A 23,859-nucleotide genomic window follows, 5' to 3' on the forward strand; every position below is an offset into this window, starting at 1 on the left:
TATACTGCTTTATAAGTTAAAGCGGAAGAGAGAAATATATGAACTTGGAACGTTCCGAGCGTATCGAGATCCCCGTGCTGCCTCTACGTGATGTAGTGGTTTACCCACACATGGTTATTCCACTGTTTGTTGGTCGTGAAAAATCGATTACTTGCCTAGAATCGGCAATGGAAGCTAACAAACAAGTGCTACTAGTGGCGCAGAAAGAAGCGGATACTGATGAGCCTTCAATCGACGACCTATTCGAAGTAGGTACCGTTGCTACGATTCTTCAGCTTTTAAAGCTACCTGACGGCACTGTAAAAGTGCTTGTTGAAGGTCAGCAGCGTGCGAAAATTCACCAATTCAAAGAAAGTGAATTCTTCCTTGCAGATGCAGAATACGTTGTCACCTCAGAACTTGACGAAAAAGAACAAGAAGTGGTTGTTCGCAGCGCGATCAATCAATTCGAAGGCTTTATTAAGCTAAACAAAAAGATTCCACCAGAGGTACTAACGTCTCTGAATGGGATTGATGAAGCCGCTCGTCTAGCGGATACCATCGCAGCACACATGCCACTTAAACTGGTAGACAAACAGCACGTACTAGAGATTCTAGATGTGACTGAGCGTCTAGAGTTCCTGATGGGCCAAATGGAATCAGAAATTGATATCCTGCAGGTAGAAAAACGCATCCGTGGTCGTGTTAAGAAGCAGATGGAAAAATCTCAGCGTGAGTACTACCTGAATGAGCAAATGAAAGCGATTCAGAAAGAACTTGGCGAGATGGACGATGCTCCAGACGAATTCGAGACTCTGAAGAAGAAGATCGAAGAGTCAAAAATGCCGCAAGAAGCGCGTGAAAAGACCGAGCAAGAGCTGCAAAAGCTGAAGATGATGTCGCCAATGTCGGCAGAAGCAACAGTGGTTCGTAGCTATATTGACTGGATGGTTGGTGTGCCTTGGGCGAAGCGCTCTAAAGTTAAGAAGAATCTAGCGAAAGCAGAAGAGATCTTAAACGAAGACCATTACGGTCTAGAGCGTGTTAAAGAACGTATTCTTGAGTACTTGGCGGTACAGAACCGTATCAACAAGCTGAAAGGTCCAATTCTTTGTCTTGTTGGTCCTCCTGGTGTAGGTAAAACCTCGCTAGGTCGCTCTATCGCGGCTGCTACAGGTCGTAAGTACACGCGTATGGCGCTAGGCGGCGTGCGTGATGAAGCAGAGATTCGTGGTCACCGTCGTACGTACATTGGCTCTTTACCGGGTAAGCTTATCCAGAAGATGTCTAAAGTTGGCGTGAAGAATCCACTGTTCCTATTGGATGAGATCGACAAGATGTCTTCTGATATGCGTGGCGACCCATCTTCAGCGCTGCTAGAAGTACTCGATCCAGAGCAAAACAATGCGTTTAACGATCACTACCTAGAAGTAGATTACGATCTGTCAGACGTTATGTTTGTTGCTACGTCTAACTCGATGGACATTCCGGGCCCACTGCTGGACCGTATGGAAGTTATCCGTCTATCAGGTTACACCGAAGACGAGAAGCTAAACATCGCAAAACGTCACCTTGTTGATAAGCAAGTGAAGCGTAACGGTCTTAAGCCAACCGAGATCACTATCGAAGATTCAGCAATCATCGGTATTATCCGTTACTACACGCGTGAAGCGGGTGTACGTAGCCTAGAGCGTGAGATTTCTAAGATCTGTCGTAAAGCAGTGAAGAACATCCTGCTGGATAGCGATCTTAAGTCTGTGACTGTCACTATGGATAACTTGAAAGAGTACCTAGGTGTTCAGCGCCACGACTTTGGTAAAGCGGACGAGAGCAACCGAATTGGTCAAGTAACTGGCCTTGCGTGGACTCAAGTTGGCGGTGATCTTCTGACTATCGAGACAGAAGCGATGCCGGGCAAAGGTAAGCTAACGCAGACTGGTTCTCTTGGCGACGTAATGAAAGAGTCGATTCAAGCGGCGATGACTGTGGTACGTTCTCGCGCAGAAAAACTGGGTATCAACTCAGATTTCTACGAGAAGCGTGATATCCACGTTCACGTACCTGAAGGTGCGACACCAAAAGATGGCCCAAGTGCGGGTATCGCAATGTGTACAGCATTGGTGTCTAGCCTAACGGGTAACCCTGTGAAAGCTGAAGTCGGTATGACAGGTGAAATTACCCTTCGTGGTGAAGTTTTACCTATCGGTGGCTTGAAAGAAAAACTGCTTGCTGCACACCGTGGTGGCATCAAAACAGTACTGATTCCAAAAGATAATGAGCGTGATTTGGAAGAGATTCCAGACAACGTAATCGCTGATCTGGAAGTGATTCCAGTGCAGTGGATTGATGAAGTACTGAAAGTTGCACTAGAACGAGATCCGTCAGGGGTCGAGTTTGTCGCTGAAAAATAGTGATGAGCAGCAAAAATAAGTAAAGAATTACGCTGATGAGCTTAAAAAGGCTTGTCAGCGTTTTTTTTGGGCGCTAAGTTAATTGACTAAAGCCGCAAGCCCTTTTGCAATAAGGCTTTCGGCTAAATTAAAACCAAAATGGAACGTACCGTCATCCTAAATTAGTCGCAGATGACAAAGAGGGGAAACACAGTGAATAAAACACAACTAGTAGAATCAATCGCAGAAAACGCAGATATCTCTAAAGCTTCAGCTGGCCGCGCTCTAGACGCATTCATCGAAGCAGTTGGCACAACACTTCAATCAGGTGACCAAGTAGCACTTGTTGGTTTTGGTACTTTCAGTGTACGTACTCGTGCAGCTCGCACAGGTCGTAACCCTAAGACTGGTGAAGAAATCCAAATTGCAGAAGCAAAAGTACCTGGCTTTAAAGCTGGTAAAGCACTAAAAGACGCATGTAACTAATATTGCGGTACCTAGGCGCTCGTTAAGCCAAGGTAGCAAGATGCGTTAGCTGTTTGAAAAATGATGTTTCATTCTTAAACAGTTATTGTGCAAAGCACATTGAACTAATTTAAATTATGCGCATCCTACTGATGCGCATTTCTTTTTCTGATAATATCGCGTGAATAAGATTTTTATGTTGAAGCCCATGCTTCATATCCGGAGAGCACTTAAATTATGATGGATCGATTACGCGAAGGCGTGAATAGCATCGCGGTAAAAATTATCCTTGGGTTGATTATCCTGTCATTCGTATTCGCAGGTGTAGGCAGCTACATCACAGGTGGCGGTAACAACGCGGCAGCGAAAGTTGGTAATACTGAAATCGGTCGTGGTGAGTTTGAACAAGCTTACCAAAACGAGCGTAATCGTATGCAATCACAACTTGGCGATTACTTCTCTCAAATGCTTGCAGACCCTGCATACGTAGAGTCTTTCCGTAGATCAGTACTTGATCGCATGATCAACGACGTACTGCTTGAGCAGCAAGCTGAATCACTTGGCCTACGCATCAGCGATTCACAAATCCGTACGATGATTCTTGAGATGCCACAGTTCCAAACTGCGGGTCAATTTGATCAAGAAGTTTACCAAGCGGCACTTCGTCGTGCAGGCTTTGGTCCAGAAAGTTTTGCTGAGTACATGCGTCGTGACCTAATGCGCAACCAACTGGTAACTGCACTACAAGGCAGTGAGTTTGTTCTACAAGGTGAGATCGACACGCAAAGCAAACTGATTGCTCAAACTCGTGATATCCGCACGGTGACGCTATCTGTTGCTGAACTGGCGAAAAACGTTGAGCTAACAGAAGAAGAGATTGCAGAGTACTACCAGCAAAACCCTCTAGCGTACACTCGCCCAGAGCAAGCTAAGGTGTCTTACATTGAACTTTCTGCTGAAGCACTGAAAGGTCAAATCAACGTAACTGACGAGCAAGCTGAGCAGTACTACAACGAGCACCTAGACAAGTACTCGACAGAAGAGCAACGCAAAGTAAGCCATATCCTTGTTCAAGGTGACGACGAAGCGAAAGCACAAGCGATTCTTGACGAGCTAAACGCAGGTGCTGATTTTGCAGCACTAGCAGAAGAGAAGTCGGACGATTTCGGTAGCGCTGATGTTGGTGGTGACCTAGGTTGGATCGAGCGTGATGTGATGGACCCTGCTTTCGAAGATGCAGCTTTTGCACTTCAAAATGTAGGTGATACAACGGGCCTAGTTAAGTCTGAGTTTGGTTACCACATCATCAAGCTAGACGAGCTACAAGACTCTAAAGCACAACCATTCTCTGAAGTTGCAGCTGAAATCAAGCAAGAGCTGCTAGACCAAGAAGCGGTTGACCAGTTCTACGAGCTACAGACTGAACTTGAGAAAGTTGCATTTGAGTACCCAGATTCACTGGATGACTCTGCAGAAGCGATTAACGCTAAAATCCATACAACGGATTTCGTTTCTCAAATCGATGCGCCTGAGCTTCTTAAGACGCCATCAGTAATGCAAGCGATTCTTAGCCCAGAAGTGAAAGAAGACGGTCTAAACTCGGAAGTTATCGAAGTGGCACCTGAGCATGTTATCGTCGTTCGTGTTGAAGAAACGCGTGACGAAACCGTTCTACCGCTAGAAGAAGTGAATGACCAAGTTGTAGCAGCACTTTCTAACGTGAAAGCAGAGCAGCAAGCAATTGAACTGGGCGTTTCTCTAGTTAATGAGCTGAAAGCGGGTAACGAAGCGGTACTGGCTGAAAATGACCTAGCGTTTAGCGAACTTGAAACGATTGACCGTAGCTCTCCACTAGCAAGCTCTGTGTTTGCATTTGCGAAGCCTGAAGCGGATAAAGCGGTATTTGGTCAAGCGAAAGACCAGAACGGCAACATCGTTGTTGTAGAGCTTTCTAAGGTGACTGCAGATATCAACCCAGCTTACAGCACTCAAATCGGTGCACAACTAGAGCGTGTTGGTAATCAACAAGACCTAACGAACGTTCTGAACGTACTTCGTAAGAATGCAGACGTTGAATACTACATCGTAGGTCAAGGTCAGTAATAGCAAGGTACGTGATTGATAGCTTGAAGAGTAGGTTTGCGAGTCAGCCTACACGACAATGAAAATCAGATGTAACTCAAAGCGGGTCACTTAGGTGGCCCGCTTTATTTTTATCTATACAAACTACAGTGGCTATTTCTGACAGAGTAACGTTAAGTTTTCATATCATGAAACGGAGCGAAAAATGAAATACCTACATACTCTCTTAATGTCTTTTGTGATTGCCTTTAGTGCTTCAGTTTGGGCAGATAGCCCGTCTAAAGCCGAGCTGTATGAGGGAATTGAAGTTACGGTAAATATAAATACGGCTACAGCAGAAGAGTTGTCTGCTTTGTTGGTGGGAATCGGTAACAAGAAAGCGCAAGAAATTGTGCAGTATCGCGACCAAAATGGCGCGTTTGAAAAGCCGGAAGACCTCGCCAATGTAAAAGGTATTGGCTCGGCAACGGTTGAGAAGAACCGTAAAAGAATTGAGCTGTAATAGGACTAAATATGAAGGGGTGAGCCCTTCATATTCTTCGTTTTACCTTAACCCAAGCCAACAGAAAACCACCTATCGCCCCAATGAGATGGGCTTCAATCGCAACACGAGCATTGATCAATGCGCCTGTTGTAGTAGAAGGCCCCACAAACTGCTCCCATGCGACTTTCGCAACTAGCCCTGCAACCAGTAACCAACTTGAGCGTCGCCCTGTCAGCGCCTCTGTCAGTGCGAATACACCAAACAGCCCGTGTAGGGTTCCAGATAAACCGACATAACTTTGGATATCGGTCGCTAAAAGTCCCGTTCCGGTAAATAGGCTGACAATTAACAGATAAGCTAGGAGTCGTACTCGGCTTGGTTGAAATACAAAACAGATCACCCATAATCCAGCAAGGTTCATTGCCAAATGCGAAAGGTTGGTATGGGAAAAGTTTCCTGTTACGATGCGCCACCATTGTCCATTGGCGATCGCATTATGATCCCAAACGACCCAAGATTGAATCGGGTCGAACTGGAACAGCACACACATCAGTGAAGTAAAAACTAAAGCAGGGTACACCGTAAATCCATGTCTCGTTATTGCCCCCAGTGCCGTAAGGCCTTGAAAGCGTGTATTTGCCAGTGGATAACTCCACTCGAATCGGATGTTGAGCTTATCATTCTTCAGCACCCATCAGAAGAGCACAGGCCGATGGGTACCGCACGTATCTTGTCATTGTCTCTCGAAAATAGTGTGACTTTGATTGGTGAAGATTTTTCTGACCATGAATTGCTTAACCGTTTATTGAGCGACGAGGGTTATCACCACGCGATTTTGTATCCTGGAGAGTCTTCTCTATCGGTCGAACAGCTGACTGAAAATAGTTCGGGTGGTAGAGCGAATAAAAAACTGCGTGTGATTTTGCTCGACGGGACTTGGAAGAAAGCCTTCAAGATGTGGCAAGTGTCTTCTAACTTACAGCGACTCGATACCCTACACCTGCCTAAAGAGCTAAAAGGTAACTATAGGATTCGCAAAGCGCCAAGTGAGAATAGCCTCTCGACGGTTGAAGCTGGCTATCACTTGTTGAGCTTACTTCAGCCATCACGAGATTTTACCCCTCTGCTTACAGCATTTGATCGAATGATTCAGTTTCAAATCGACCAAATGCCGCCGGGTGTGTTTGAGAAAAATTACTTAGGCTAGGTGCGTCTCAGTGAAGCTTAGCTTGTTAGAACTCGGTATGTGCCGAGAACAGTTGTTGGTGCATTTTCTGGGCAAGATCATCAGTCATTGATGAGATATAGTCCGCAATCACCCTCATCTTACGACACTCTTCAGTGTGTGCTTGCCACTGTTTTTTAATAGGTAGCGGCAATAGACGCTCAGGGTCGGCGCTAAAGGCTTCAAACATATCCATAATGATCTGCTGTCCCTTGTATTCAATGACCTGAACTTGCGGTACTTGAATGACGTACTCACTCACGAAGTGCTTGAGCTTATCTAATGTTAGATCCATGCTCGGTTCAAGATAGGCGTTGTAAGAGAGCAATGGGTTCTCGAAGTTCGCATCAACAGGCTTAATCGAGATACTGGTCAGTAGGGCATTGACGATTCCGCCAATCGCATCTTTGCGGCGGTATTGCTCTCCAGAAAAGAGCATCTCAGTAATCGAATCTAGATGGCGAGCGATCCAAGGGTCATCGGCATCTTGAAGCTGAGGGTAGGCTGACTCCATCCACTGGGCTTTAGTCACCGAACCCAACACAATCGCATCCTCTAAATCGTGGACGCCGTAGGCGATGTCATCGGCCAACTCCATGATTGAACAGTCTAAAGACTTAAACTTGGTTTTATTGTGCTCAAAAGCGCCCACTTCGGCTTGTCTCGGCTGTTTAATCAGTGCTTGGTCGCCGTCAGAGAGCGGTGCAAGTACCCAATCAAACAGAGCTTCGTCGTGGTCGTAGATCCCTTTGGCGGGCATCCAATCTTTGGCTCTTAGCTGTCTTTGGTGCTTAACCGGTTTGTGCATCGACTTGGCTTTGATCTGACTGATCAATGATGGGTATTTAATCAGGCCGAGCAGAGTACGTCTTGATAGATTCATACCGTGATGTTCAGTGTAAGGCTCTAGCTGGGTCACGATACGAAAAGTTTGAGCATTACCCTCAAAGCCGCCGTAGTCACGCATCATATAGTTAAGCGCCACTTCACCACCATGCCCATAGGGAGGATGTCCAATGTCGTGGGCAAGACATAGAGAATCAATCAAACTGTCAGAGGGCAATAGTTCACGAAACTCAGGCTGCTTCTTTTTAAGTTGGGCAACGATACCTGTACCCAACTGTGCGGCTTCAAGAGAATGAGTAAGGCGCGTACGGTGAAAGTCGTTGATGGCGGTTCCGTGAACTTGGGTCTTCGCTTGCAATCGTCGAAAGGCTGCAGAGTGAAGCACACGAGCTCGGTCACGTTGATACGGACTTCTGTGGTCATCTCTACGGATTTTATGTTCGTCGTCGTTGCGTGCCTGCCACTGTTCAGCAAGCATCAGAGTCGGTGTGTTTGAAACCGTCAAATGAGCACCTATTGGTTAGGAGTGATAGTCACAACTTATACCTAGCTAACTTATCTCGTCTAGTGATAATTCGAAGCTTGGCGCGAAAGTCGTTAAAAAATAATCCATTTCTGGGCTGGCGCGTTGTGAAAGGGTCTCTTCTAAGCGCCTTTTGGCTTGTTCAAACTCATGGTTGCCGGCGCTGAGCTCTTCCAAACATTTGAGGTAGGCGCAGATGGTGTCGGCCTGCTTGACGATGCTTTGCTCATCTTGATTAGCGCTTCCAGAGAGTAGAAATGGTGCAAAGTCCTCTCTAAATTCTTCAGGCAACATCGACAATAAGCGCTGTTCGGCAGCGGCTTCTATCTTTTTGTATTCGTTGGCGATGTCTGGGTTGTAATACTTCACAGGCGTAGGGAGATCACCCGTCAGAACTTCACTAGTGTCGTGGTACATTCCAAGTAAGGCAATGTGCTCTGGGTTGAGCTGGCCCCCAAACTTCTTGTTCTTGATGACAGCCAATGCGTGGGCGACAAACGCAACCTGTAAGGAGTGCTCAGAGATATTTTCGGTAGAGACAGAACGCATTAGAGGCCAACGTTGAATCAGCTTCATGCGGGCAAGATGAGCAAAGAAATGGCTTTGAGTCATACGCTTCCTTCCTAAATGACAAAAGGCTCCAGTAGGAGCCTTTTAAGAATAGAAGCGATTCAGGCTAAATTAAAGCCTTGTTATCTATGAATTATTCTTGGCTATAGGTCGATAGGAAGCGCTCAAGGCGACCAATCGCGGTTTCCAAGTCTTCAATGTGCGGCAGGGTCACGATTCGGAAGTGATCTGGTTTCGGCCAGTTAAAGCCAGTACCTTGCACGAGCAGTACTTTCTCTTGCTTGAGGAAATCGAGTACGAACTTCTGGTCGTCCTTGATGTTGTACATCTCAGTATCGATTTTCGGGAACAGGTACATCGCGCCTTTTGGTTTCACACATGACACACCTGGGATCTTGTTGATCAGCTCCCAAGCTCGGTCACGCTGTTCTAACAGGCGGCCGCCCGGCAGGATCAGTTCGTTGATACTCTGATAACCGCCTAATGCTGTCTGAATCGCGTGCTGCATCGGCACATTTGCACACAGACGCATGGACGCGAGCATTTCGAGGCCTTCTACATAGCCCTTCGCAAGGTGTTTAGGACCCGTTAGGAACATCCAACCGCCACGGAAGCCACAGACTCGGTAAGCTTTAGATAGACCGTTAAAGGTCACCATTAGGATATCTTCGGCAAGTGTTGCAATAGAGGTGTGTACTGCACCGTCGTAAAGCACTTTGTCGTAGATCTCATCGGCGAAGATCATCAACTTGTGTTCACGAGCAATCTCGATCACTTGCAATAAGAAGTCGCGACTGTAAACGGCACCGGTTGGGTTGTTTGGGTTAATAAGAACAATGCCGCGCGTCTTTGGCGTGATCTTAGCGCGCATGTCATCTAGGTCTGGATACCAGTCGTTCTCTTCATCACACATGTAGTGAACGGCTTTACCGCCTGATAGCGCAACAGAGGCTGTCCACAGTGGGTAGTCAGGAGCGGGAACTAAGATTTCATCGCCATTATTTAGCAGTGCTTGCATCGACATTACGATAAGCTCTGATGCACCGTTTCCGATGTACACATCTTCAACGTCTAGGTTGCGCAGTCCTTTCTTTTGGTAGTGCTGCACCACGGCTTTACGTGCAGAGTAGATACCTTTCGAATCGCAGTAACCTTGAGATGTCGGAAGGTTGCGGATTACGTCAACGAGGATTTCATCTGGGGCGTCAAAACCAAACGGGGCCGGATTACCAATATTTAGCTTCAGGATTTTATGTCCTTCTTCTTCCATGCGTTTAGCATGTTTTAGTACAGGTCCCCTGATCTCATAGCATACACTGTTGAGTTTTGACGACATCCCGATATTTTGCATTGCCGATTTCCTAAAAATTATTTAAATACTTTATTAAAGTACCCTAAATTGGCGTTTGATAGAATAAAAATCTGAACAATAAGATAATTCCGGATAACCTTTAGCCAATGGACTTTCTGGCGGTGAGGAGAGGGTTTTCATAAATGCTGACATAAGCGTTACAAGTCAGGCGCGGAGGCGCGTAAAATCACAGGAATACCGAAAAGATTTTAGACATTCTTGATCTAAGTAGGTGCTACCCATAAAGTATCAAACTAATATAATAATAAATTAGATGTGAACGAGGTCGATTTGTCACATTTCCAACAAACCATCTCCGCTTTGATTGAGCGAGTTCAAAATGCCCAAGCTGGCGAAGTTCGTTGTGTTGAAGTTCTTAAGCAAAAACCACCGTTTGCATTTATTGATTGGCTTCATGCTCAACCGCTATTCCCCAAATTCTACTGGCAGTCTCGTGACACTCGAGAAGAGGTCGTTGCGCTAGGACAACTTCATACCTTTTCTGATCCCGCTCCCGCTTATGCAATCCTCGGTGAAGAGCAACGCATCTGGGGTGGCCGCTCTTTTGATGGGCACACTGAAAAGAATCGACGCTGTATGGAGTCGTTTTTCTTCCTGCCACAAATTGAGCTGATCCGCTTTGATGACCAATGGTCTTTGGCGGTGAACTTAACGCCTGATCGTATTACGTCGATTAATGCTTTGAAAAAGTTATCGGCAGACGCAGCCGTATTGTCACCATTGACCGCTCATATTGAGCAAATCAATCACACTCCAGAACAGCCTGAGTGGAACGGCCTTGTTGAAAAAGTCCTAACCGGTATTGAAAACGACGATTTCAAGAAAGTGGTGTTGGCTCGAAAAACCACAGTGCAGCTTGATGAACCGATTTGTGCCGCGCAGCTTCTCAAAGCCAGCTATCAAAAGAACCACAACAGCTTTCACTTTATGTTGGTTCTCGACTCGAAACACAGTTTTATTGGCTCGACACCTGAAAGGTTGTACAGCCGTCATGGCACTGAGCTAGATACAGAAGCACTGGCGGGTACGATAGGTCGTGGTAACAGCGCCTCTTCAGATATGGAGCTAGCCAATTGGCTTACTCAAGATCAGAAGAACCTGAACGAGAACCAGTATGTGGTGGACGACATTGTGGACCGCTTAACAGCGTATTCTCACTCTGTGAACGTCGAGAAAGAGGCTCGATTGGTTCGCCTTCGTAAAGTACAGCATTTAAAACGTCATATTCATGCACAGCTACATGCCGGGGTCAACGGGGTACAACTACTCGGCACGCTGCAACCCACTGCCGCTGTAGCGGGTTTACCTCGCAAAGAGTCAATGGACTTTATCTTGAAACATGAACCGTTTGCTCGAGGCTGGTATGCGGGCTCTGTGGGTTATATCAGTCATCAACGTGCTGAATTCTGTGTCGCTATTCGCAGCGCTTTGATCGTCAACGATCAGGTACAGCTGTTTGCTGGTGCGGGGATCGTACCCGGATCTGTTGCCGAGCACGAATGGCAAGAATTGAACAAGAAGATGTCGACGCTGTTGAGTTTGATCTCTGAGCACCCGCCATTGGGTGTGGCATCATGAGTTCACAACCTTTGAATCATGACCAAGCCGTTCTCAATCGAATTTGGTCATCGACGCTGCTAGAAGAGCTAGCGCGCAGTGGGGTAGAGCATGTCTGTATTGCGCCAGGCTCGCGTTCTACGCCGCTAACTTTAGAAGCACAAGCCAACACCAAATTGACTATCCACACGCATTTTGATGAGCGTGGCCTTGGCTTTTTTGCACTCGGCTTAGCCAAAGCGACGCAAGGAAAAGTGGCGGTTATCGTGACGTCTGGTACCGCGGTTGCCAATCTTTTACCGGCTGTGGCTGAAGCGGGATTAACTTGTGAATCATTGATTTTACTGACCTCAGATAGGCCCGTTGAATTGGTCAATTGCGGTGCAAACCAAGCGATACAGCAATTGGGGATTTTTTCGCAGCACGTTGAAGGCGCACTTAACCTGCCAAGTCCAACGACCCAAGTATCATTGAACTGGTTGTTGAGCTCTCTCGATGACGTGTTAGCGCGACAAAGTGCTCATGGCGGCCCTGTTCACATTAATTGTCCATATCCAGAGCCGCTCTATTCTAACGAGTCTGCGGATATCTATCGTGACTACTGCGCATCGGTGGCTAATTGGCAGGAGAGCGAAAAAACCTACACCTCAAAATCCTATCGCCTTACTGCGACAACGCCTAACGTATCACCGTGTGATTATCTTGAACGCCGCGGTGTTGTAGTCATAGGTTCGCTGGAACTTGAACAAGCTAAAGCAGCAAAGCAGTTCGCTGAATCGTTGGGTTGGCCTGTGTTGTGTGACCCACAATCTGGCTTGGAGAGTGAATGGCAGTATTACGACTTGTGGTTGCAAATCCCAGAAGCTGCGCGCGGCTTGAGCGAGTGTGACTGTATTATTCAATTTGGTGAACGCATTGTATCTAAGCGCCTGAACCAGTGGATGAAGCAACAAGCGAGAGCATTTACTCCGCAGCAGTACCTTGTCATATCTTCAGACAGTCACTGCATCAACCAAGATCACCTCCCTCAAACGCATATTGTAGCGCAGCCTGTTCAGTGGGTTGCTAGCCAAACATTGCCGAGCTTACACGCACACTATGCTGGCTGGGCAGAGAGTGTCAAAGCCGTGTCTCAGTGCGTGGCTCAGCAAGCGCACGCTCAACTCATGAACGACGACCAATTAACAGAGCTCAGTGTCGCGGTCGATTTGTCGGCTAGACTTAGAGGGCGAGAGTTGTTTGTTGGAAACAGCCTAATGGTGAGATTGGTGGATATGTTGTCGGCAGTGCCAAGCCGCTCTGTTTACAGTAATCGTGGCGCGTCAGGAATCGATGGATTGGTCGCTACAGCGGCGGGTGCACTCAAAGTCAATCAACAACCGATGTTGATGCTGATTGGTGACACTTCTCTGCTCTATGACTTGAACTCTTTGGCTCTGCTTAGCGAATCTGAAACACCTATGGTTATTGTGGTGACCAACAATGATGGCGGTGCAATTTTTGACTTACTACCCGTTCCTCAGCAACAGAAACAATCTCTCTATCAGATGCCTCATGGGTATAGCTTTGAACACGCAGCGGCGCAGTTCCGATTGCAATACGCAGCCCCTGAAACCCTCACTCAATATCAGAATGTTATTGAATCACATTTTGAGCAGGGAAGTGGTGCACTACTGGTGGAGGTCAAAACCCCGCCAGAGCAGGCATCTAGTTTATTGAAGCAGTTCAATTCAATGTTAAAAGAGGCGTTAGCCTAAGGAGTCGACATGCTTTTCTCCACCTATTATCCCGCTGAGCAAACCTCATCAGAGAAGCCTTTGCTTGTATTTTTGCATGGTCTACTCGGAAGCGGAGAGGATTGGAGTGCATGTCACTCATATCTATCTGAATATCCGCGATTGTGTATCGACTTACCCGGGCACGGCAAGAGCTGTTTTGTTGACCCGGTAGGCTTTGATCACTGTTGTGAGAAAATCGTCCAGAATGTGCAGTTTCAGCTGCAGCAATATCAGCTCCCAGAAGACTATCCCATTGTTTTAATTGGTTACTCACTCGGCGGCCGCTTAGCCATGTATGGCGTCACTAGCCACAAGTTTGAGGGGTTAAACTTGGTGAAGGTGGTGGTGGAAGGCGGCAACTTTGGCCTCGATTGTGACGATGCAAGAGCGCAACGTCTAGTGCACGATACCCAGTGGGCGGTACGCTTTGCACAGCAATCAATTGAAGATGTTTTAGACGATTGGTATCAACAAAGCGTCTTTTCTTCACTAAATCATGAGCAAAGACAAACTTTGGTCATAAAGCGTAGTGGTAACCTTGGAGTATCCGTAGCAAATATGTTGTTATCTACATCACTCGCTAAGCAACCGGATTTACGTGCCACATTGAAATCTTGTGAGCATCAACTGCATTATATTTGCGGTAAAAAAGATCGTAAATTCATTGAATTGGCAGAGAGTAGCGGCTTTGAATTTAGTCAGGTCGATCATGCAGGACATAACGTCCATTTTGAGCAACCTGAACTATTTTCCAATTTGATCATCCAATGCATTAATAAGCATGATTGAACTCGTAGTCAGAGCATTACGTAAAAACGCTTTATGTAGATAGCAATTGATACAGTCATTGCGACGCTGTCATGAATCGGCAGCGATCACGAATATAACAATGGGAACCACCATGGCGAAAACAGTAGGCATCACCGAAGAAGAACTTTACGCAGCAGTAAACTGGAGCGATGAAGGCAGTCAATATGAAGACATCCAATACCACAAGTCAGACGACGGTATTGCGAAGATCACGATTGCGCGTCCTCAAGTTCATAATGCGTTTCGTCCACAAACCGTAAAAGAGATGATTAACGCACTGGCTGACGCTCGTTACGACGAGAAAGTAGGCGTAATTATTCTGACTGGCTTGGGTGAGAAAGCATTCTGTTCTGGTGGTGACCAAAGTATCCGTGGCGATTACGGCGGTTACCAAGATGATTCAGGCACACACCACTTAAATGTATTAGATTTCCAACGCCAAATCCGCACGTGTCCTAAGCCTGTCATTGCTGCCGTTTCTGGTTGGGCTGTTGGCGGTGGTCACGTACTGCACATGATGTGTGACCTAACGATCGCCGCTGAAAATGCACAATTTGGTCAAACTGGCCCGAAAGTAGGCTCATTTGATGGCGGTTGGGGCGCTTCTTACATGGCTCGTATCGTGGGTCAGAAGAAGGCTCGCGAAATCTGGTTCCTATGTCGCTTCTACGACGCTCAAGAAGCGGTGGACATGGGCTTAGTGAATACGGTTGTTCCTGTAGAAGACCTAGAGAAAGAGACGGTACGTTGGTGTCGTGAGGTTCTACAACACAGCCCAATGGCACTGCGCTGCCTGAAAGCGGCACTTAACGCAGACTGTGATGGTCAAGCGGGTCTACAGGAGCTAGCAGGTAATGCCACTATGATGTTCTACATGACGGAAGAGGGCCAAGAAGGTCGTAATGCCTTCAACGAAAAACGTCGCCCCGACTTCGACAAGTTCCCTCGTAACCCATAACCCATTCAAACAACACAATGAGTCGCATAATGCGGCTCATTGTGTTTTTAAAGCTTTTGTTCACTAGGAAGGCTTATGAACACGATCAATACAATACGCACTGCCAAACTCTATCGTTATCAGTTACTTATGGATAGCGGTGTGGTGCTACGTGATAGCAAGTTGAGTCAACGTATCGGTTACGTGATTCAATTAGAGAGTGACGGGAAGCAAGCGCTCGGAGAAGTTTCTCCACTGCCGGGTTTTAGCTTGGAAGATACAGAGCAAGCGGGTATTCAGCTGCAAGAGCAGTTAGAGTTGTGGAGCCACAATAAGCCGCTCACCCCTTATGAAGACCTCTACCCGTCGGTTGCTTTCGGTTTGTCGATGGCGATGATGGAGCTTGAGGGTGAATTGGGAGAGCAGGGCAACTACCGCGCTGCGCCACTGTGTACGGGTGACCCTGATGAATTGATACCTGTACTTAATGAGATGGAAGGTGAGAAGGTCGCGAAAGTTAAGGTCGGCCTCTATGAGGCGATTCGTGATGGCATGCTAGTAAGCCTGTTTTTAGAATCAATTCCTGATCTGAGCCTACGTCTTGATGCCAACCGCGCTTGGAAGCCAGAGAAAGCCAAACAGTTCATTAAGTACATTTCGCCGTCATTGCGTCAGCGTATTAGCTTTATCGAAGAGCCGTGCCAGCAACCAGAAGACAGCTTAGCGTTTGCGATTGATAACGGCGTTGCCATTGCTTGGGATGAAACCTTGCAAGATGCGGTTAAGCGTTCTGATTTCAATCTCAGTGATCTCACGGGTGCTAAAGCGGTGGTAATTAAGCCGACTCTAATTGGTTCTGTTGAACGCTGCGTGGCCATCATTGAGCGAGCAAAACAGCTGGGTATTAAGCCGGTTCTTAGCTCCAGCATTGAAACTAGTCTCGGCCTGACACAAATTGCACGCCTAGCGCATCAATACCTGCCTGATGAGGTTCCGGGCTTAGACACCATCGGTCTGTTCCAATCTCAACTTGAAGTGGCATGGCCGAACAGCGATCTACCACTAGAGCCGTTAGAAAATCAGCTGCTGATCTGGCAGTCGTAAGCGGTTTGCATCCTCAACATCAATACAGCTCATCAAACTCTGATGAGCTGTTAACTTCTTCATCAAGTGCACTCGTGAACTCTACTCAATCCTTATGGCAGCACTGGGCTAAAACGACTCCTAATAGCTGCGCTTTAATTACCGCTTCTCAAACAATCAATTGGCTTCAGTTTAGTGACTTGGTTGAACGTTATTCTGGTTATCTGCACGCGCAAGGACTGTCTCACGGCGACATACTGACTGTAGTGGGCAGAAACAGCTGTGAGTTAGTGGTGGCTTATCTGGCATCACTAAAACTGGGTGTATTGGTGGCGATGACCATGCCTCAGCCGCCATCCAAGCTTGAGCAGAAGTTGACGACTCTGTATCGTCAAGGTCAGCGCCGCTTTGTCGCCTTTACTGACACCCAATCAGAAATGGCTGACCTCGATGCTCAACTCATCGAGCTACCGAGCTTAAATGCGATTGCTAGCTTTGAATGCTCTACGAGTCTCGATAGACATAGCGAGAAAAGTGACCTTGCCTCTATCGTGTTCACATCGGGTTCGACGGGCAACCCCAAAGCAGTCGCGCATACCTCTGAGCAGCACATCGCATCGGCGAGTGGACTGTTGGCGCAGTTCGAGTTTGGTTCAACACACTCTTGGCTTTTGAGCTTACCTATGTATCACGTCTCTGGGTTGGCGATTATTTATCGTTGGCTGGTGGCGGGTGCAACGCTGAAAGTGGGTCATCAAGGGTTAGAGAGTGACATCAAGGGTTGTACTCATGCATCACTGGTCGCGACTCAGCTTAGACGCTTGCTTGATAGTGAGTGTCCACTCTCGCTGAGTTATGTATTGCTTGGTGGCAGTCATATTCCAAATCAACTTGCTTTGGAAGCCAACCAACGCGGTATCGAAACTTGGATCGGTTACGGCATGACGGAAGCGGCATCAACGGTAACGGCAAAGCCAGTTGATGCACACTCAGATGCGGGATGCGTGTTGCCAAATCGCGCAATTAAGATTGACCAAGGCCGAATTTGGATAGGCGGCGACACCTTAGCGAGTGGTTACTATCATCAGGGGCAAATTACGCCGTTGAAAAATCAGCAGGGGTGGTTCGATAGCAAAGATCTCGGTAGGTGGGAAGGTGAGCGCATCACCATCATTGGACGAGCGGATAACCAATTCATTTCTGGCGGTGAGAATATCCACTGTGAAGAGATAGAGTCAGCCCTCAACAAGCACTCAGCGATACGACAAGCCTTTGTTGTTCCAGTTGATGATAAAGAGTTCGGACAGCGTCCAGTAGCGATCATCGACTGCGACCAGTTAGAAAGTGCCGATGTCTATCAGGCGTTTCTGTTGAAATATCTAGAGAAATTCAAAATTCCTAAGAACTACTATGCAATGCCACAACTGAAACAAGAAGGTATTAAGGTTTCGAGGAAGCAGTTGGCGGACTGGCTCAAAAGTAAGACGAGTTAACCAGAGCAGTAGCTTAGTCGAAATGGGTATGAAATAGTTCAAAACAGAATTTATTATCTTTATAACTATCTATCATAATGAAGCCTGATTATAAGGGACTATTGAATAAGGCTTCAGACATGAAAATTGCTCTTATCTTTGCAGTTCTGCTGCAACTAGGACAAGCTCTCATCTCGCATGGATTAACTCGCTCTCTTGCTGAGCTGACAGCATTTGTATTGGTGGTAGTATTAGTGATGATGCAGAGAAAGGAAAAACAGTCCAAGACGACAGTCACGCAGTAAGCGTCAATCAATCCGTCTAAGAAAGCGCCTCGAAAAAAGAACCCTCACCACTGTGGTAACAATGGTGAGGGTTTTTCGTTTTTGAGCTGGGCGTCTTTGAGCTGGATTTTAGGTTAGGCGAAGAGGAGCCAACTTAGCGAGCCAACAGAGATCAACACCCACATGGTGATGCCAAACATAAGTGGTTTCGGGCCAGCCGCTTTCAGTTTCTCAACAGAGATGCCACAGCCAATCAAAAACAGACATACAACTAATGCACGCTTAGAAATATCAAAGATCCCTTGATACACCATCTCAAACTGTGGCAGTAAATCGCTGACTGCAATGGCTGCACAGTAGAAGAAAATGAAGTAAGGAATGGTGATTTTCTTCTCTTCACTCTTGAAGATCATCGCACTGACAAGAGCAATTGGAATGATCCAAAGAGCACGAGCCAGTTTCAGTGTGGTTGCGGTTGTTAATGCTTCTTCACCATAGGCAGAAGCTGCGCCCACAACTGAAGAGGTATCATGAATGGCAATCGCAGCCCAAGTACCAAAGGTGTGTTGGCTAAGCTCTAGTGCGTGACCAATCATTGGGAAGATAAACAGCGCAATTGAGTTCAATACGAACACAGTTGCCAGAGCTAGACCAATCTGCTCATCATCCGCTTTAATTGCAGGTGCGACTGCAGCAATTGCGCTACCACCACAAATCGCCGTGCCCGATGAAATCAGATAGCCAGTGGTGCGGTCGAGGCCCATACGCTTGGCTAAGAACCAACCGATAACCAGCGTGCCAATAATGGTTGTGATGATCAGTCCAATGCCGTCACCCGTGACTGCTAGGGCTTTTTCAAATTGAATTCCAAAGCCCAGTCCGACGATGGAGTAGGCAAGTAACTTTTTGGTGATTTTACCGACCTGTAGGTGTTCTGGTACCAAGCCCAGACTCGCCAATAGAAAGCCGATAACAAGCGCAGTGGGGGAGCTTACCCACGGGGTTAAGCAGAAAAGGGCAGCAAGATAAAAGGGGATGCTTTTGTTGAAGCTCATGTGATATCAGTGTTCGATTATTATAGGGTGAATTAGAGAGCACTATACGTTTAAACGATCGATAAGTAAGTCTAAATGAACTGAACAAACGTTAAGAAAAACTGAACGTTTGTTCGTTGTCACTATCGTACCTATTAATCTGAGCGAGCTTTAACGAAATTCGCCTCGAAGTTTTACGACCTTATCGCGCAACACATCGCATGACGCTTGTTTAGGGTCAATGGCATCACCCGCTTCGATTTCAAGCTTAGTCCAGAATCGTGTTGGCAAGCCTTTGCACGCTCGTCCTTTGTAACGGCTGAAGTAACTCCCCCATAAGCCTTTTAGTGCCATAGGGATGACTGGAACGGGTGAACGCTTGATGATCAGTTCCATACCGCGCATGAACTCACCGACCTCTCCATCTGACGTTAAACGCCCTTCTGGGAAGATGCAGACAATGTGTCCATCGTGCAGAGCCTGTTCGACCTCGTTAAAGGCATTACGAATAGAGCGTCGGTTGGTCGCCGAAATAGGGATCACGCCAGCTCGTTTCAAGAAACGGCGCAGTGGAGGCAGCTTGGCGTAGTCTTCTTCCATCACAAATCGGATTAAGCGTGGACAAACCGCACTCAACAACAAGGCATCCATATAGCTGACATGGTTACAAATGATCAGTGCGCCACCCTTTTCAGGAAGGTGGTGAAGGTTCTTGTGTTTCACGCGGTACATGGTGTGCGTCACGATCCAAGTAAAGAATCGGAACGCATAAATAGGCACTTGATAAAAAAGGTAAAACACAATCAGTGTATTGAGGGTCGCTAGTAAGACAAACAACTCTACAATCGTCATCTCAAGCAAACTTAAACAGACGATACCGAGTACAGCACTGCCCACCATAAACAGTGAGTTGTAGATGTTAAGTCCTGCAATGACCTGAGCTCGCTCATTTGGTTCTGCTCGGAACTGCATCAGCGCATACAGGGGAACAATGAAAATACCGCCTGAAATGCCCAGTAATAACAGGTAAGCAAACAGCGGCCAAAGCTCTGAATGACCAATAAATTGATTGAATGACTCAAATTGTGGCAGGCTTTCTGGAACGGCCAGCGCCATTAAAAGGCCAAATAGGGAAATACCTAGGCTACCCATAGGTACGATGCCGATCTCGATACGGTGATTAGACAGCTTGTCACATGCTAATGAGCCGATGGCGATACCGACTGAGAATAGAGCCAACAGGAAAGCAACCGCACTCTCAGTGCCGTTTAGGTGAATCTTAGTAAAATTCGGGAACTGGGTTAGATAAGCCGCGCCTAAAAACCAGAACCAACTAATTGCCATTAAAGCCTGGAATGTTGGGCGGTCTTTTTTAGCAATCTTCAAGGTTTGACGGGTGAGTTTAATCGGCTGCCATTTGATTTTCATGTCCGGCGCATTGCTTGGCGCGTTCGGAATAAAACAGCTCGCGCTATAACCGAGAACCGCAAATAGCACGATACAAACAGAGGCGACGATTTTTGCGCTCTCATGAGAGGCGATCAGCCCTGCGCCTAATGTACCGATTAAAATCGCAAGGAAGGTGCCGGTCTCAACCAAAGCATTGCCAGAAACCAACTCTTTTGGTTCCAGTTGTTGTGGTAGAAGTGCGTATTTCACCGGACCAAAGAAGGCACTTTGGGTACCCATGAGAAACAGTAATAGCAGCAGAATCCCGTAGCTTTCATAGATAAAGCCAATCGCACCTAAAGACATGATCACGATTTCAAGCAGCTTAACCTTACGGATAAACCAAGACTTTTCGTATTTATCGGCAAGAACACCCGCGAGTGCGGAAAACAGGAAAAATGGCAGTATAAACAAACCTGCTGCGAGGTTAATAAACAGGTTACTGGACACAGGCAGAGTGTCGACGCTCGCGAAGGCGACAAAAAGCAGTAACACGTTTTTGAAAATATTGTCGTTAAAGGCACCTAGAAATTGGGTAATAAAATAGGGTAGGAACCTTTGTTGCGTTAACAGCGAAGACTGGCTGCTGCTCTTCATGTGCGAACCTTGTTCATGTGCGACCTTTACGGCTTACCAATTAGTTAAGTAATTCGATAGTAGGTTATTAATCAGGTCTTTACCATCAATAGGTTCGGATGCGAAGAACTTGTCATCCACGCTTAATAGTGTAATACCGTGTACACCAGACCAGAGTACTCGGCTCGCTTTTAACACTTCTTTCTCGGTGTGATGGGGAGCAATGGCGAGAAGCAGTTGTTCAAGCATGCCCGTCATTTTATCGATACGACTCGATTGCCATTGCGGCAGGTTCTCACCATTCATGTTGTGCTCAAACACCAGCTGCCAGCGGTTTGGGTGCTTTAGAGCAAAGTCGTGGTAGCAGTACGCCAAGTTAAACAGCGCATCTTGCGGGTTGCTGGATTGCTTTACTGCAGCACCGGCTTCGGCGGAAAGTTCATCGAGGGTTTTAGCAACCACGTGCAAAAGAAGCAGATTGTAATTACCGAATACATTGACTAGGGTACTTGGCACATATCCGATCATGTTCGCGATTTTTCGTAGGCTTAACTCATGATATGAGTGCTCCTCCAAAAATTGTGTAACAGTGTCTAATGTGAGCTGAACTAATTGCTCGCGCGTATGATCGTTTCTTCTGGCCATGATGTATTTCTATTAATGAACAACGTTCAATATTTTAGTCCCCCCCTCTAGTAGGCGTCAATTGCTTTACTCAATAGGGGCTAAATTAATCTCAGCAATATTATGATACATGTGTAGCCGCTGTGAATATTTCATTGTTCATTGTTAACGAGTATGATTAAAGAGTCGAAAGATAACGAAACCTATAAAGGATAAGAATGAAACGATTTTTCTCACTAATCGCGATTCTGATGGTATCAGTCGCGGTGACACCAATCGCAGAAGCGAAAAAGTTTGGTGGTGGTAAGTCATTTGGTAAGAGTTTCAAAACGGCTCCCGCTCCTAAACAACAGCAGCAAAACACAAACTCGATTAAGCAAGACCAAGCTGGCAAAACAAATGCGGCCGGCTCTAGCAAAAAAGGTCTGATGGGCGGCATTCTAGGCGGCCTGTTAGCGGGTGGTCTATTAGCAGCATTCTTCGGTGGCGCGTTTGAAGGTATCCAGTTCATGGATATCTTGATCATGGGCCTAATCGCATTCCTTGCGTTTAAGTTCCTACGCGGCATGTTAGGTGCAAAGCAGGGCTCAATGAACCAGCAGCGCGGCCAACAGCCAGCGTTTGGTGGTATGGGTCAGAACAAGTTTGAGCAACCACAGCAACAACCGAACGTTCATAACTTTGAACAAGCACAACCTCAATCACAAGGTACTGCAGGCGGTTTTGGCTTTGGCGCACAAAGCGATGTTCCTCATAACTACCCACCAGGGTTCGACCAAGCAGCATTCATCAATGGTTCTCGCGAGCACTACCGTACTCTACAAGGTGCTTGGAACCACAATGAACTGAATACGATCGAAGAGTACGTATCACCAAGCCTATTCGAAGATCTGAAGGCTGAGCGTAACAAGCTTGAAGGCGAGCAACACACAGACGTAATGTATGTGGATGCAGAGATTGTTCGTGCTGACCATGACGGCAGCAAAGCGCAATTGAGCCTTCAATTCAGTGGTCGCTATCGTGATTCAGTAGAAGGTATCGAAGAAGATATTACTGATATCTGGCACCTAGAGCGTGACCTAACCGCTCCAAATGCACCTTGGTTGATCGTTGGTATCCAAGGTTAAGATCTCACGTGACTAACTTAATAAGTTAGCCAGACAGAGACTTGATTATTGAAAGCCCCTACAGAGAAATCTGTGGGGGCTTTTTTTCTTAATTATCTTACCTCGTAGACAGGTCTAAGAAAGTTATTCGTAGGGAAGGCGGAGCAGTGATTAGAATGGAGAACTCTGAAACAATGAATATCGTCACGACAAATATTAAGTAATTTCTCTTATTGGTAAGGTGAGCTAATCTAAATGCAAGCTAACCATTTGCATTGCTTTTAACCACACCTACCTGAGATAACCATGTCTTTCGAACCCATACTAGAGCCTGAACTTTCGTTGCAACAGAAACAACAATTAGCTAATGAATGTGAAGAACCAGTTTCTACAAACTGTTTAGGCTGTGCGGCTTATTTAGTATGTATGCGTCACCGTGAAGTTTGGAGTGATTAATATATGAAGGCTCACAAGAGACAACTATCTTGCCTTTAGTGAAGTGCGCTATAGGTATGTAATTGACTAGAAATATAAAACCCTAGATACAAAAAAAGCCAACTCAGTGAGTTGGCTTTTCGATCTCTTAAGAGAATATGGTGGAGGGGGACGGATTCGAACCATCGAAGGCAGTGCCGGCAGATTTACAGTCTGCTCCCTTTGGCCACTCGGGAACCCCTCCAGGGTAATTTTCATACTACAAAGAGTATACTTGAAAATTAGTTTCCCAACCTAGTTTCCAAGTTGTTCTCACGTTTAAAGGAAAAACATAAGAAAGAATATGGTGGAGGGGGACGGATTCGAACCATCGAAGGCAGTGCCGGCAGATTTACAGTCTGCTCCCTTTGGCCACTCGGGAACCCCTCCAGGGTATTTTTATACTTGAATGTTAGTTTCCCAACCTAGCTTCCAAGTTGTTCTTATGTTTAAAGGAAAAACATAAGAAAGAATATGGTGGAGGGGGACGGATTCGAACCATCGAAGGCAGTGCCGGCAGATTTACAGTCTGCTCCCTTTGGCCACTCGGGAACCCCTCCAGGGTATTTTTATACTTAAAAGTTAGTTTCCCAACCTAGCTTCCAAGTTGTTCTCATGTTTAAGGGACAAACATAAGAAAGAATATGGTGGAGGGGGACGGATTCGAACCATCGAAGGCGGAGCCGGCAGATTTACAGTCTGCTCCCTTTGGCCACTCGGGAACCCCTCCAGGGTGTTT

The 23,859-nt window shown here is 46.6% G+C and carries 20 protein-coding genes and 4 tRNA genes; 13 read left to right on the forward strand and 11 right to left on the reverse strand.

Features of this window, described 5'->3' with window-relative positions:
• Positions 1-38 precede the first annotated feature (38 nt).
• The 4 genes from lon (at position 39) to KI655_RS13490 (ending at position 5,418) form a co-directional block, all read left to right on the forward strand.
• Positions 39-2,390: an endopeptidase La gene (lon, locus tag KI655_RS13475; RefSeq protein ID WP_285405787.1), complete on the forward strand. Its 2,352-nt coding sequence runs from the start codon at positions 39-41 to the stop codon at positions 2,388-2,390.
• 192 nt (positions 2,391-2,582) lie between these two features.
• Entirely contained in the window at positions 2,583-2,855 is a 273-nt protein-coding gene (locus KI655_RS13480; protein ID WP_004736083.1) for an HU family DNA-binding protein, read from the forward strand.
• 216 nt (positions 2,856-3,071) lie between these two features.
• A complete protein-coding gene (gene ppiD, locus KI655_RS13485) occupies positions 3,072-4,937 on the forward strand; it encodes a peptidylprolyl isomerase (protein ID WP_285405892.1) in 1,866 nt (621 codons plus the stop codon).
• A 184-nt stretch (positions 4,938-5,121) separates the two neighbouring features.
• The gene (locus KI655_RS13490) at positions 5,122-5,418 is read left to right on the forward strand and encodes a helix-hairpin-helix domain-containing protein (protein ID WP_285405894.1); all 297 of its coding nucleotides are present in this window, start codon (positions 5,122-5,124) and stop codon (positions 5,416-5,418) included.
• A gap of 28 nt (positions 5,419-5,446) precedes the next feature.
• On the opposite strand, the gene rrtA is transcribed toward KI655_RS13490, so the two are convergent.
• The gene (gene rrtA / locus KI655_RS13495; protein WP_285405897.1) at positions 5,447-5,980 is read right to left on the reverse strand and encodes a rhombosortase; all 534 of its coding nucleotides are present in this window, start codon (positions 5,978-5,980) and stop codon (positions 5,447-5,449) included.
• A gap of 9 nt (positions 5,981-5,989) precedes the next feature.
• Here rrtA and KI655_RS13500 point away from each other — a divergent pair, with 9 nt between their 5' ends.
• The gene (locus KI655_RS13500; RefSeq protein ID WP_285405900.1) at positions 5,990-6,607 is read left to right on the forward strand and encodes a tRNA-uridine aminocarboxypropyltransferase; all 618 of its coding nucleotides are present in this window, start codon (positions 5,990-5,992) and stop codon (positions 6,605-6,607) included.
• Positions 6,608-6,632: 25 nt separating this feature from the next.
• Here the strand turns inward: KI655_RS13500 and KI655_RS13505 are convergent, their stop codons facing one another.
• From KI655_RS13505 to KI655_RS13515, 3 genes are all read right to left on the reverse strand, one after another.
• Complete coding sequence (locus KI655_RS13505; RefSeq protein ID WP_285405925.1) at positions 6,633-7,949, reverse strand: anti-phage deoxyguanosine triphosphatase; 1,317 nt, start codon at positions 7,947-7,949, stop codon at positions 6,633-6,635.
• A 72-nt stretch (positions 7,950-8,021) separates the two neighbouring features.
• Complete coding sequence (gene yfbR / locus KI655_RS13510) at positions 8,022-8,606, reverse strand: 5'-deoxynucleotidase (protein ID WP_285405902.1); 585 nt, start codon at positions 8,604-8,606, stop codon at positions 8,022-8,024.
• Between the two features lie 91 nt (positions 8,607-8,697).
• On the reverse strand, positions 8,698-9,915 hold the full coding sequence (locus KI655_RS13515; protein WP_285405904.1) for a pyridoxal phosphate-dependent aminotransferase: 1,218 nt from the start codon (positions 9,913-9,915) through the stop codon (positions 8,698-8,700).
• Between the two features lie 291 nt (positions 9,916-10,206).
• Between KI655_RS13515 and KI655_RS13520 the strand changes: the two genes are divergently transcribed.
• The 7 genes from KI655_RS13520 (at position 10,207) to KI655_RS13550 (ending at position 17,878) form a co-directional block, all read left to right on the forward strand.
• The gene (locus tag KI655_RS13520; RefSeq protein WP_285405906.1) at positions 10,207-11,514 is read left to right on the forward strand and encodes an isochorismate synthase MenF; all 1,308 of its coding nucleotides are present in this window, start codon (positions 10,207-10,209) and stop codon (positions 11,512-11,514) included.
• Between the two features lie 11 nt (positions 11,515-11,525).
• A complete protein-coding gene (menD, locus tag KI655_RS13525) occupies positions 11,526-13,250 on the forward strand; it encodes a 2-succinyl-5-enolpyruvyl-6-hydroxy-3-cyclohexene-1-carboxylic-acid synthase (protein ID WP_285405926.1) in 1,725 nt (574 codons plus the stop codon).
• 9 nt (positions 13,251-13,259) lie between these two features.
• Complete coding sequence (gene menH / locus KI655_RS13530) at positions 13,260-14,060, forward strand: 2-succinyl-6-hydroxy-2,4-cyclohexadiene-1-carboxylate synthase (RefSeq protein WP_285405907.1); 801 nt, start codon at positions 13,260-13,262, stop codon at positions 14,058-14,060.
• Positions 14,061-14,172: 112 nt separating this feature from the next.
• Positions 14,173-15,039, forward strand: a complete 867-nt coding sequence (gene menB / locus KI655_RS13535; protein WP_285405909.1) for a 1,4-dihydroxy-2-naphthoyl-CoA synthase — start codon at positions 14,173-14,175, stop codon at positions 15,037-15,039.
• A gap of 75 nt (positions 15,040-15,114) precedes the next feature.
• Entirely contained in the window at positions 15,115-16,122 is a 1,008-nt protein-coding gene (gene menC, locus KI655_RS13540; protein WP_285405910.1) for an o-succinylbenzoate synthase, read from the forward strand.
• Positions 16,059-17,594 carry an o-succinylbenzoate--CoA ligase gene (gene menE / locus KI655_RS13545; protein ID WP_285405911.1) on the forward strand — a complete coding sequence of 512 codons (1,536 nt, stop codon included), beginning with the start codon at positions 16,059-16,061 and terminating at the stop codon, positions 17,592-17,594. Before menC ends, menE begins: the two co-directional genes overlap by 64 nt.
• A gap of 119 nt (positions 17,595-17,713) precedes the next feature.
• Positions 17,714-17,878: a hypothetical protein gene (locus KI655_RS13550; protein ID WP_285405913.1), complete on the forward strand. Its 165-nt coding sequence runs from the start codon at positions 17,714-17,716 to the stop codon at positions 17,876-17,878.
• A 113-nt stretch (positions 17,879-17,991) separates the two neighbouring features.
• Here the strand turns inward: KI655_RS13550 and KI655_RS13555 are convergent, their stop codons facing one another.
• The 3 genes from KI655_RS13555 to KI655_RS13565 all read right to left on the reverse strand — a co-directional run bounded on the left by KI655_RS13555 (position 17,992) and on the right by KI655_RS13565 (position 21,561).
• Entirely contained in the window at positions 17,992-18,912 is a 921-nt protein-coding gene (locus KI655_RS13555; protein ID WP_285405915.1) for a YeiH family protein, read from the reverse strand.
• Positions 18,913-19,062: 150 nt separating this feature from the next.
• Positions 19,063-20,937 (reverse strand): MFS transporter, encoded by a 1,875-nt coding sequence (locus tag KI655_RS13560; protein ID WP_285405917.1) that lies wholly within the window; start codon positions 20,935-20,937, stop codon positions 19,063-19,065.
• 33 nt (positions 20,938-20,970) lie between these two features.
• Positions 20,971-21,561 (reverse strand): TetR/AcrR family transcriptional regulator, encoded by a 591-nt coding sequence (locus tag KI655_RS13565; RefSeq protein WP_285405918.1) that lies wholly within the window; start codon positions 21,559-21,561, stop codon positions 20,971-20,973.
• Positions 21,562-21,758: 197 nt separating this feature from the next.
• Here KI655_RS13565 and KI655_RS13570 point away from each other — a divergent pair, with 197 nt between their 5' ends.
• On the forward strand, positions 21,759-22,667 hold the full coding sequence (locus KI655_RS13570) for a Tim44 domain-containing protein (protein ID WP_285405920.1): 909 nt from the start codon (positions 21,759-21,761) through the stop codon (positions 22,665-22,667).
• Between the two features lie 573 nt (positions 22,668-23,240).
• On the opposite strand, the gene KI655_RS13575 is transcribed toward KI655_RS13570, so the two are convergent.
• From KI655_RS13575 to KI655_RS13590, 4 genes are all read right to left on the reverse strand, one after another.
• Positions 23,241-23,325: transfer RNA gene (locus KI655_RS13575), tRNA-Tyr, on the reverse strand.
• 100 nt (positions 23,326-23,425) lie between these two features.
• Positions 23,426-23,510: transfer RNA gene (locus KI655_RS13580), tRNA-Tyr, on the reverse strand.
• Positions 23,511-23,595: 85 nt separating this feature from the next.
• Positions 23,596-23,680 (reverse strand) — tRNA-Tyr (locus KI655_RS13585).
• Between the two features lie 85 nt (positions 23,681-23,765).
• A tRNA-Tyr gene (locus tag KI655_RS13590) sits at positions 23,766-23,850 on the reverse strand.
• Between the last annotated feature and the right edge of the window lie 9 nt (positions 23,851-23,859).

Source organism: Vibrio sp. D404a, from assembly GCF_030248535.1.
GTDB lineage: Bacteria > Pseudomonadota > Gammaproteobacteria > Enterobacterales > Vibrionaceae > Vibrio.

Bases quoted from the DNA above. Each gene is read 5' to 3' on its own strand.
- KI655_RS13550 (WP_285405913.1), top strand. From the start codon at position 17,714: ATGAAAATTGCTCTTATCTTTGCAGTTCTGCTGCAACTAGGACAAGCT.
- menH (WP_285405907.1), top strand. From the start codon at position 13,260: ATGCTTTTCTCCACCTATTATCCCGCTGAGCAAACCTCATCAGAGAAG.
- menB (WP_285405909.1), top strand. From the start codon at position 14,173: ATGGCGAAAACAGTAGGCATCACCGAAGAAGAACTTTACGCAGCAGTA.
- KI655_RS13555 (WP_285405915.1), bottom strand. From the start codon at position 18,912: ATGAGCTTCAACAAAAGCATCCCCTTTTATCTTGCTGCCCTTTTCTGC.
- KI655_RS13505 (WP_285405925.1), bottom strand. From the start codon at position 7,949: ATGCTTGCTGAACAGTGGCAGGCACGCAACGACGACGAACATAAAATC.
- KI655_RS13515 (WP_285405904.1), bottom strand. From the start codon at position 9,915: ATGCAAAATATCGGGATGTCGTCAAAACTCAACAGTGTATGCTATGAG.
- KI655_RS13570 (WP_285405920.1), top strand. From the start codon at position 21,759: ATGAAACGATTTTTCTCACTAATCGCGATTCTGATGGTATCAGTCGCG.
- KI655_RS13490 (WP_285405894.1), top strand. From the start codon at position 5,122: ATGAAATACCTACATACTCTCTTAATGTCTTTTGTGATTGCCTTTAGT.
- KI655_RS13565 (WP_285405918.1), bottom strand. From the start codon at position 21,561: ATGGCCAGAAGAAACGATCATACGCGCGAGCAATTAGTTCAGCTCACA.
- ppiD (WP_285405892.1), top strand. From the start codon at position 3,072: ATGATGGATCGATTACGCGAAGGCGTGAATAGCATCGCGGTAAAAATT.
- yfbR (WP_285405902.1), bottom strand. From the start codon at position 8,606: ATGACTCAAAGCCATTTCTTTGCTCATCTTGCCCGCATGAAGCTGATT.
- menC (WP_285405910.1), top strand. From the start codon at position 15,115: ATGAACACGATCAATACAATACGCACTGCCAAACTCTATCGTTATCAG.
- lon (WP_285405787.1), top strand. From the start codon at position 39: ATGAACTTGGAACGTTCCGAGCGTATCGAGATCCCCGTGCTGCCTCTA.
- KI655_RS13500 (WP_285405900.1), top strand. From the start codon at position 5,990: ATGTCTCGTTATTGCCCCCAGTGCCGTAAGGCCTTGAAAGCGTGTATT.
- KI655_RS13560 (WP_285405917.1), bottom strand. From the start codon at position 20,937: ATGAAGAGCAGCAGCCAGTCTTCGCTGTTAACGCAACAAAGGTTCCTA.
- menE (WP_285405911.1), top strand. From the start codon at position 16,059: ATGGCCGAACAGCGATCTACCACTAGAGCCGTTAGAAAATCAGCTGCT.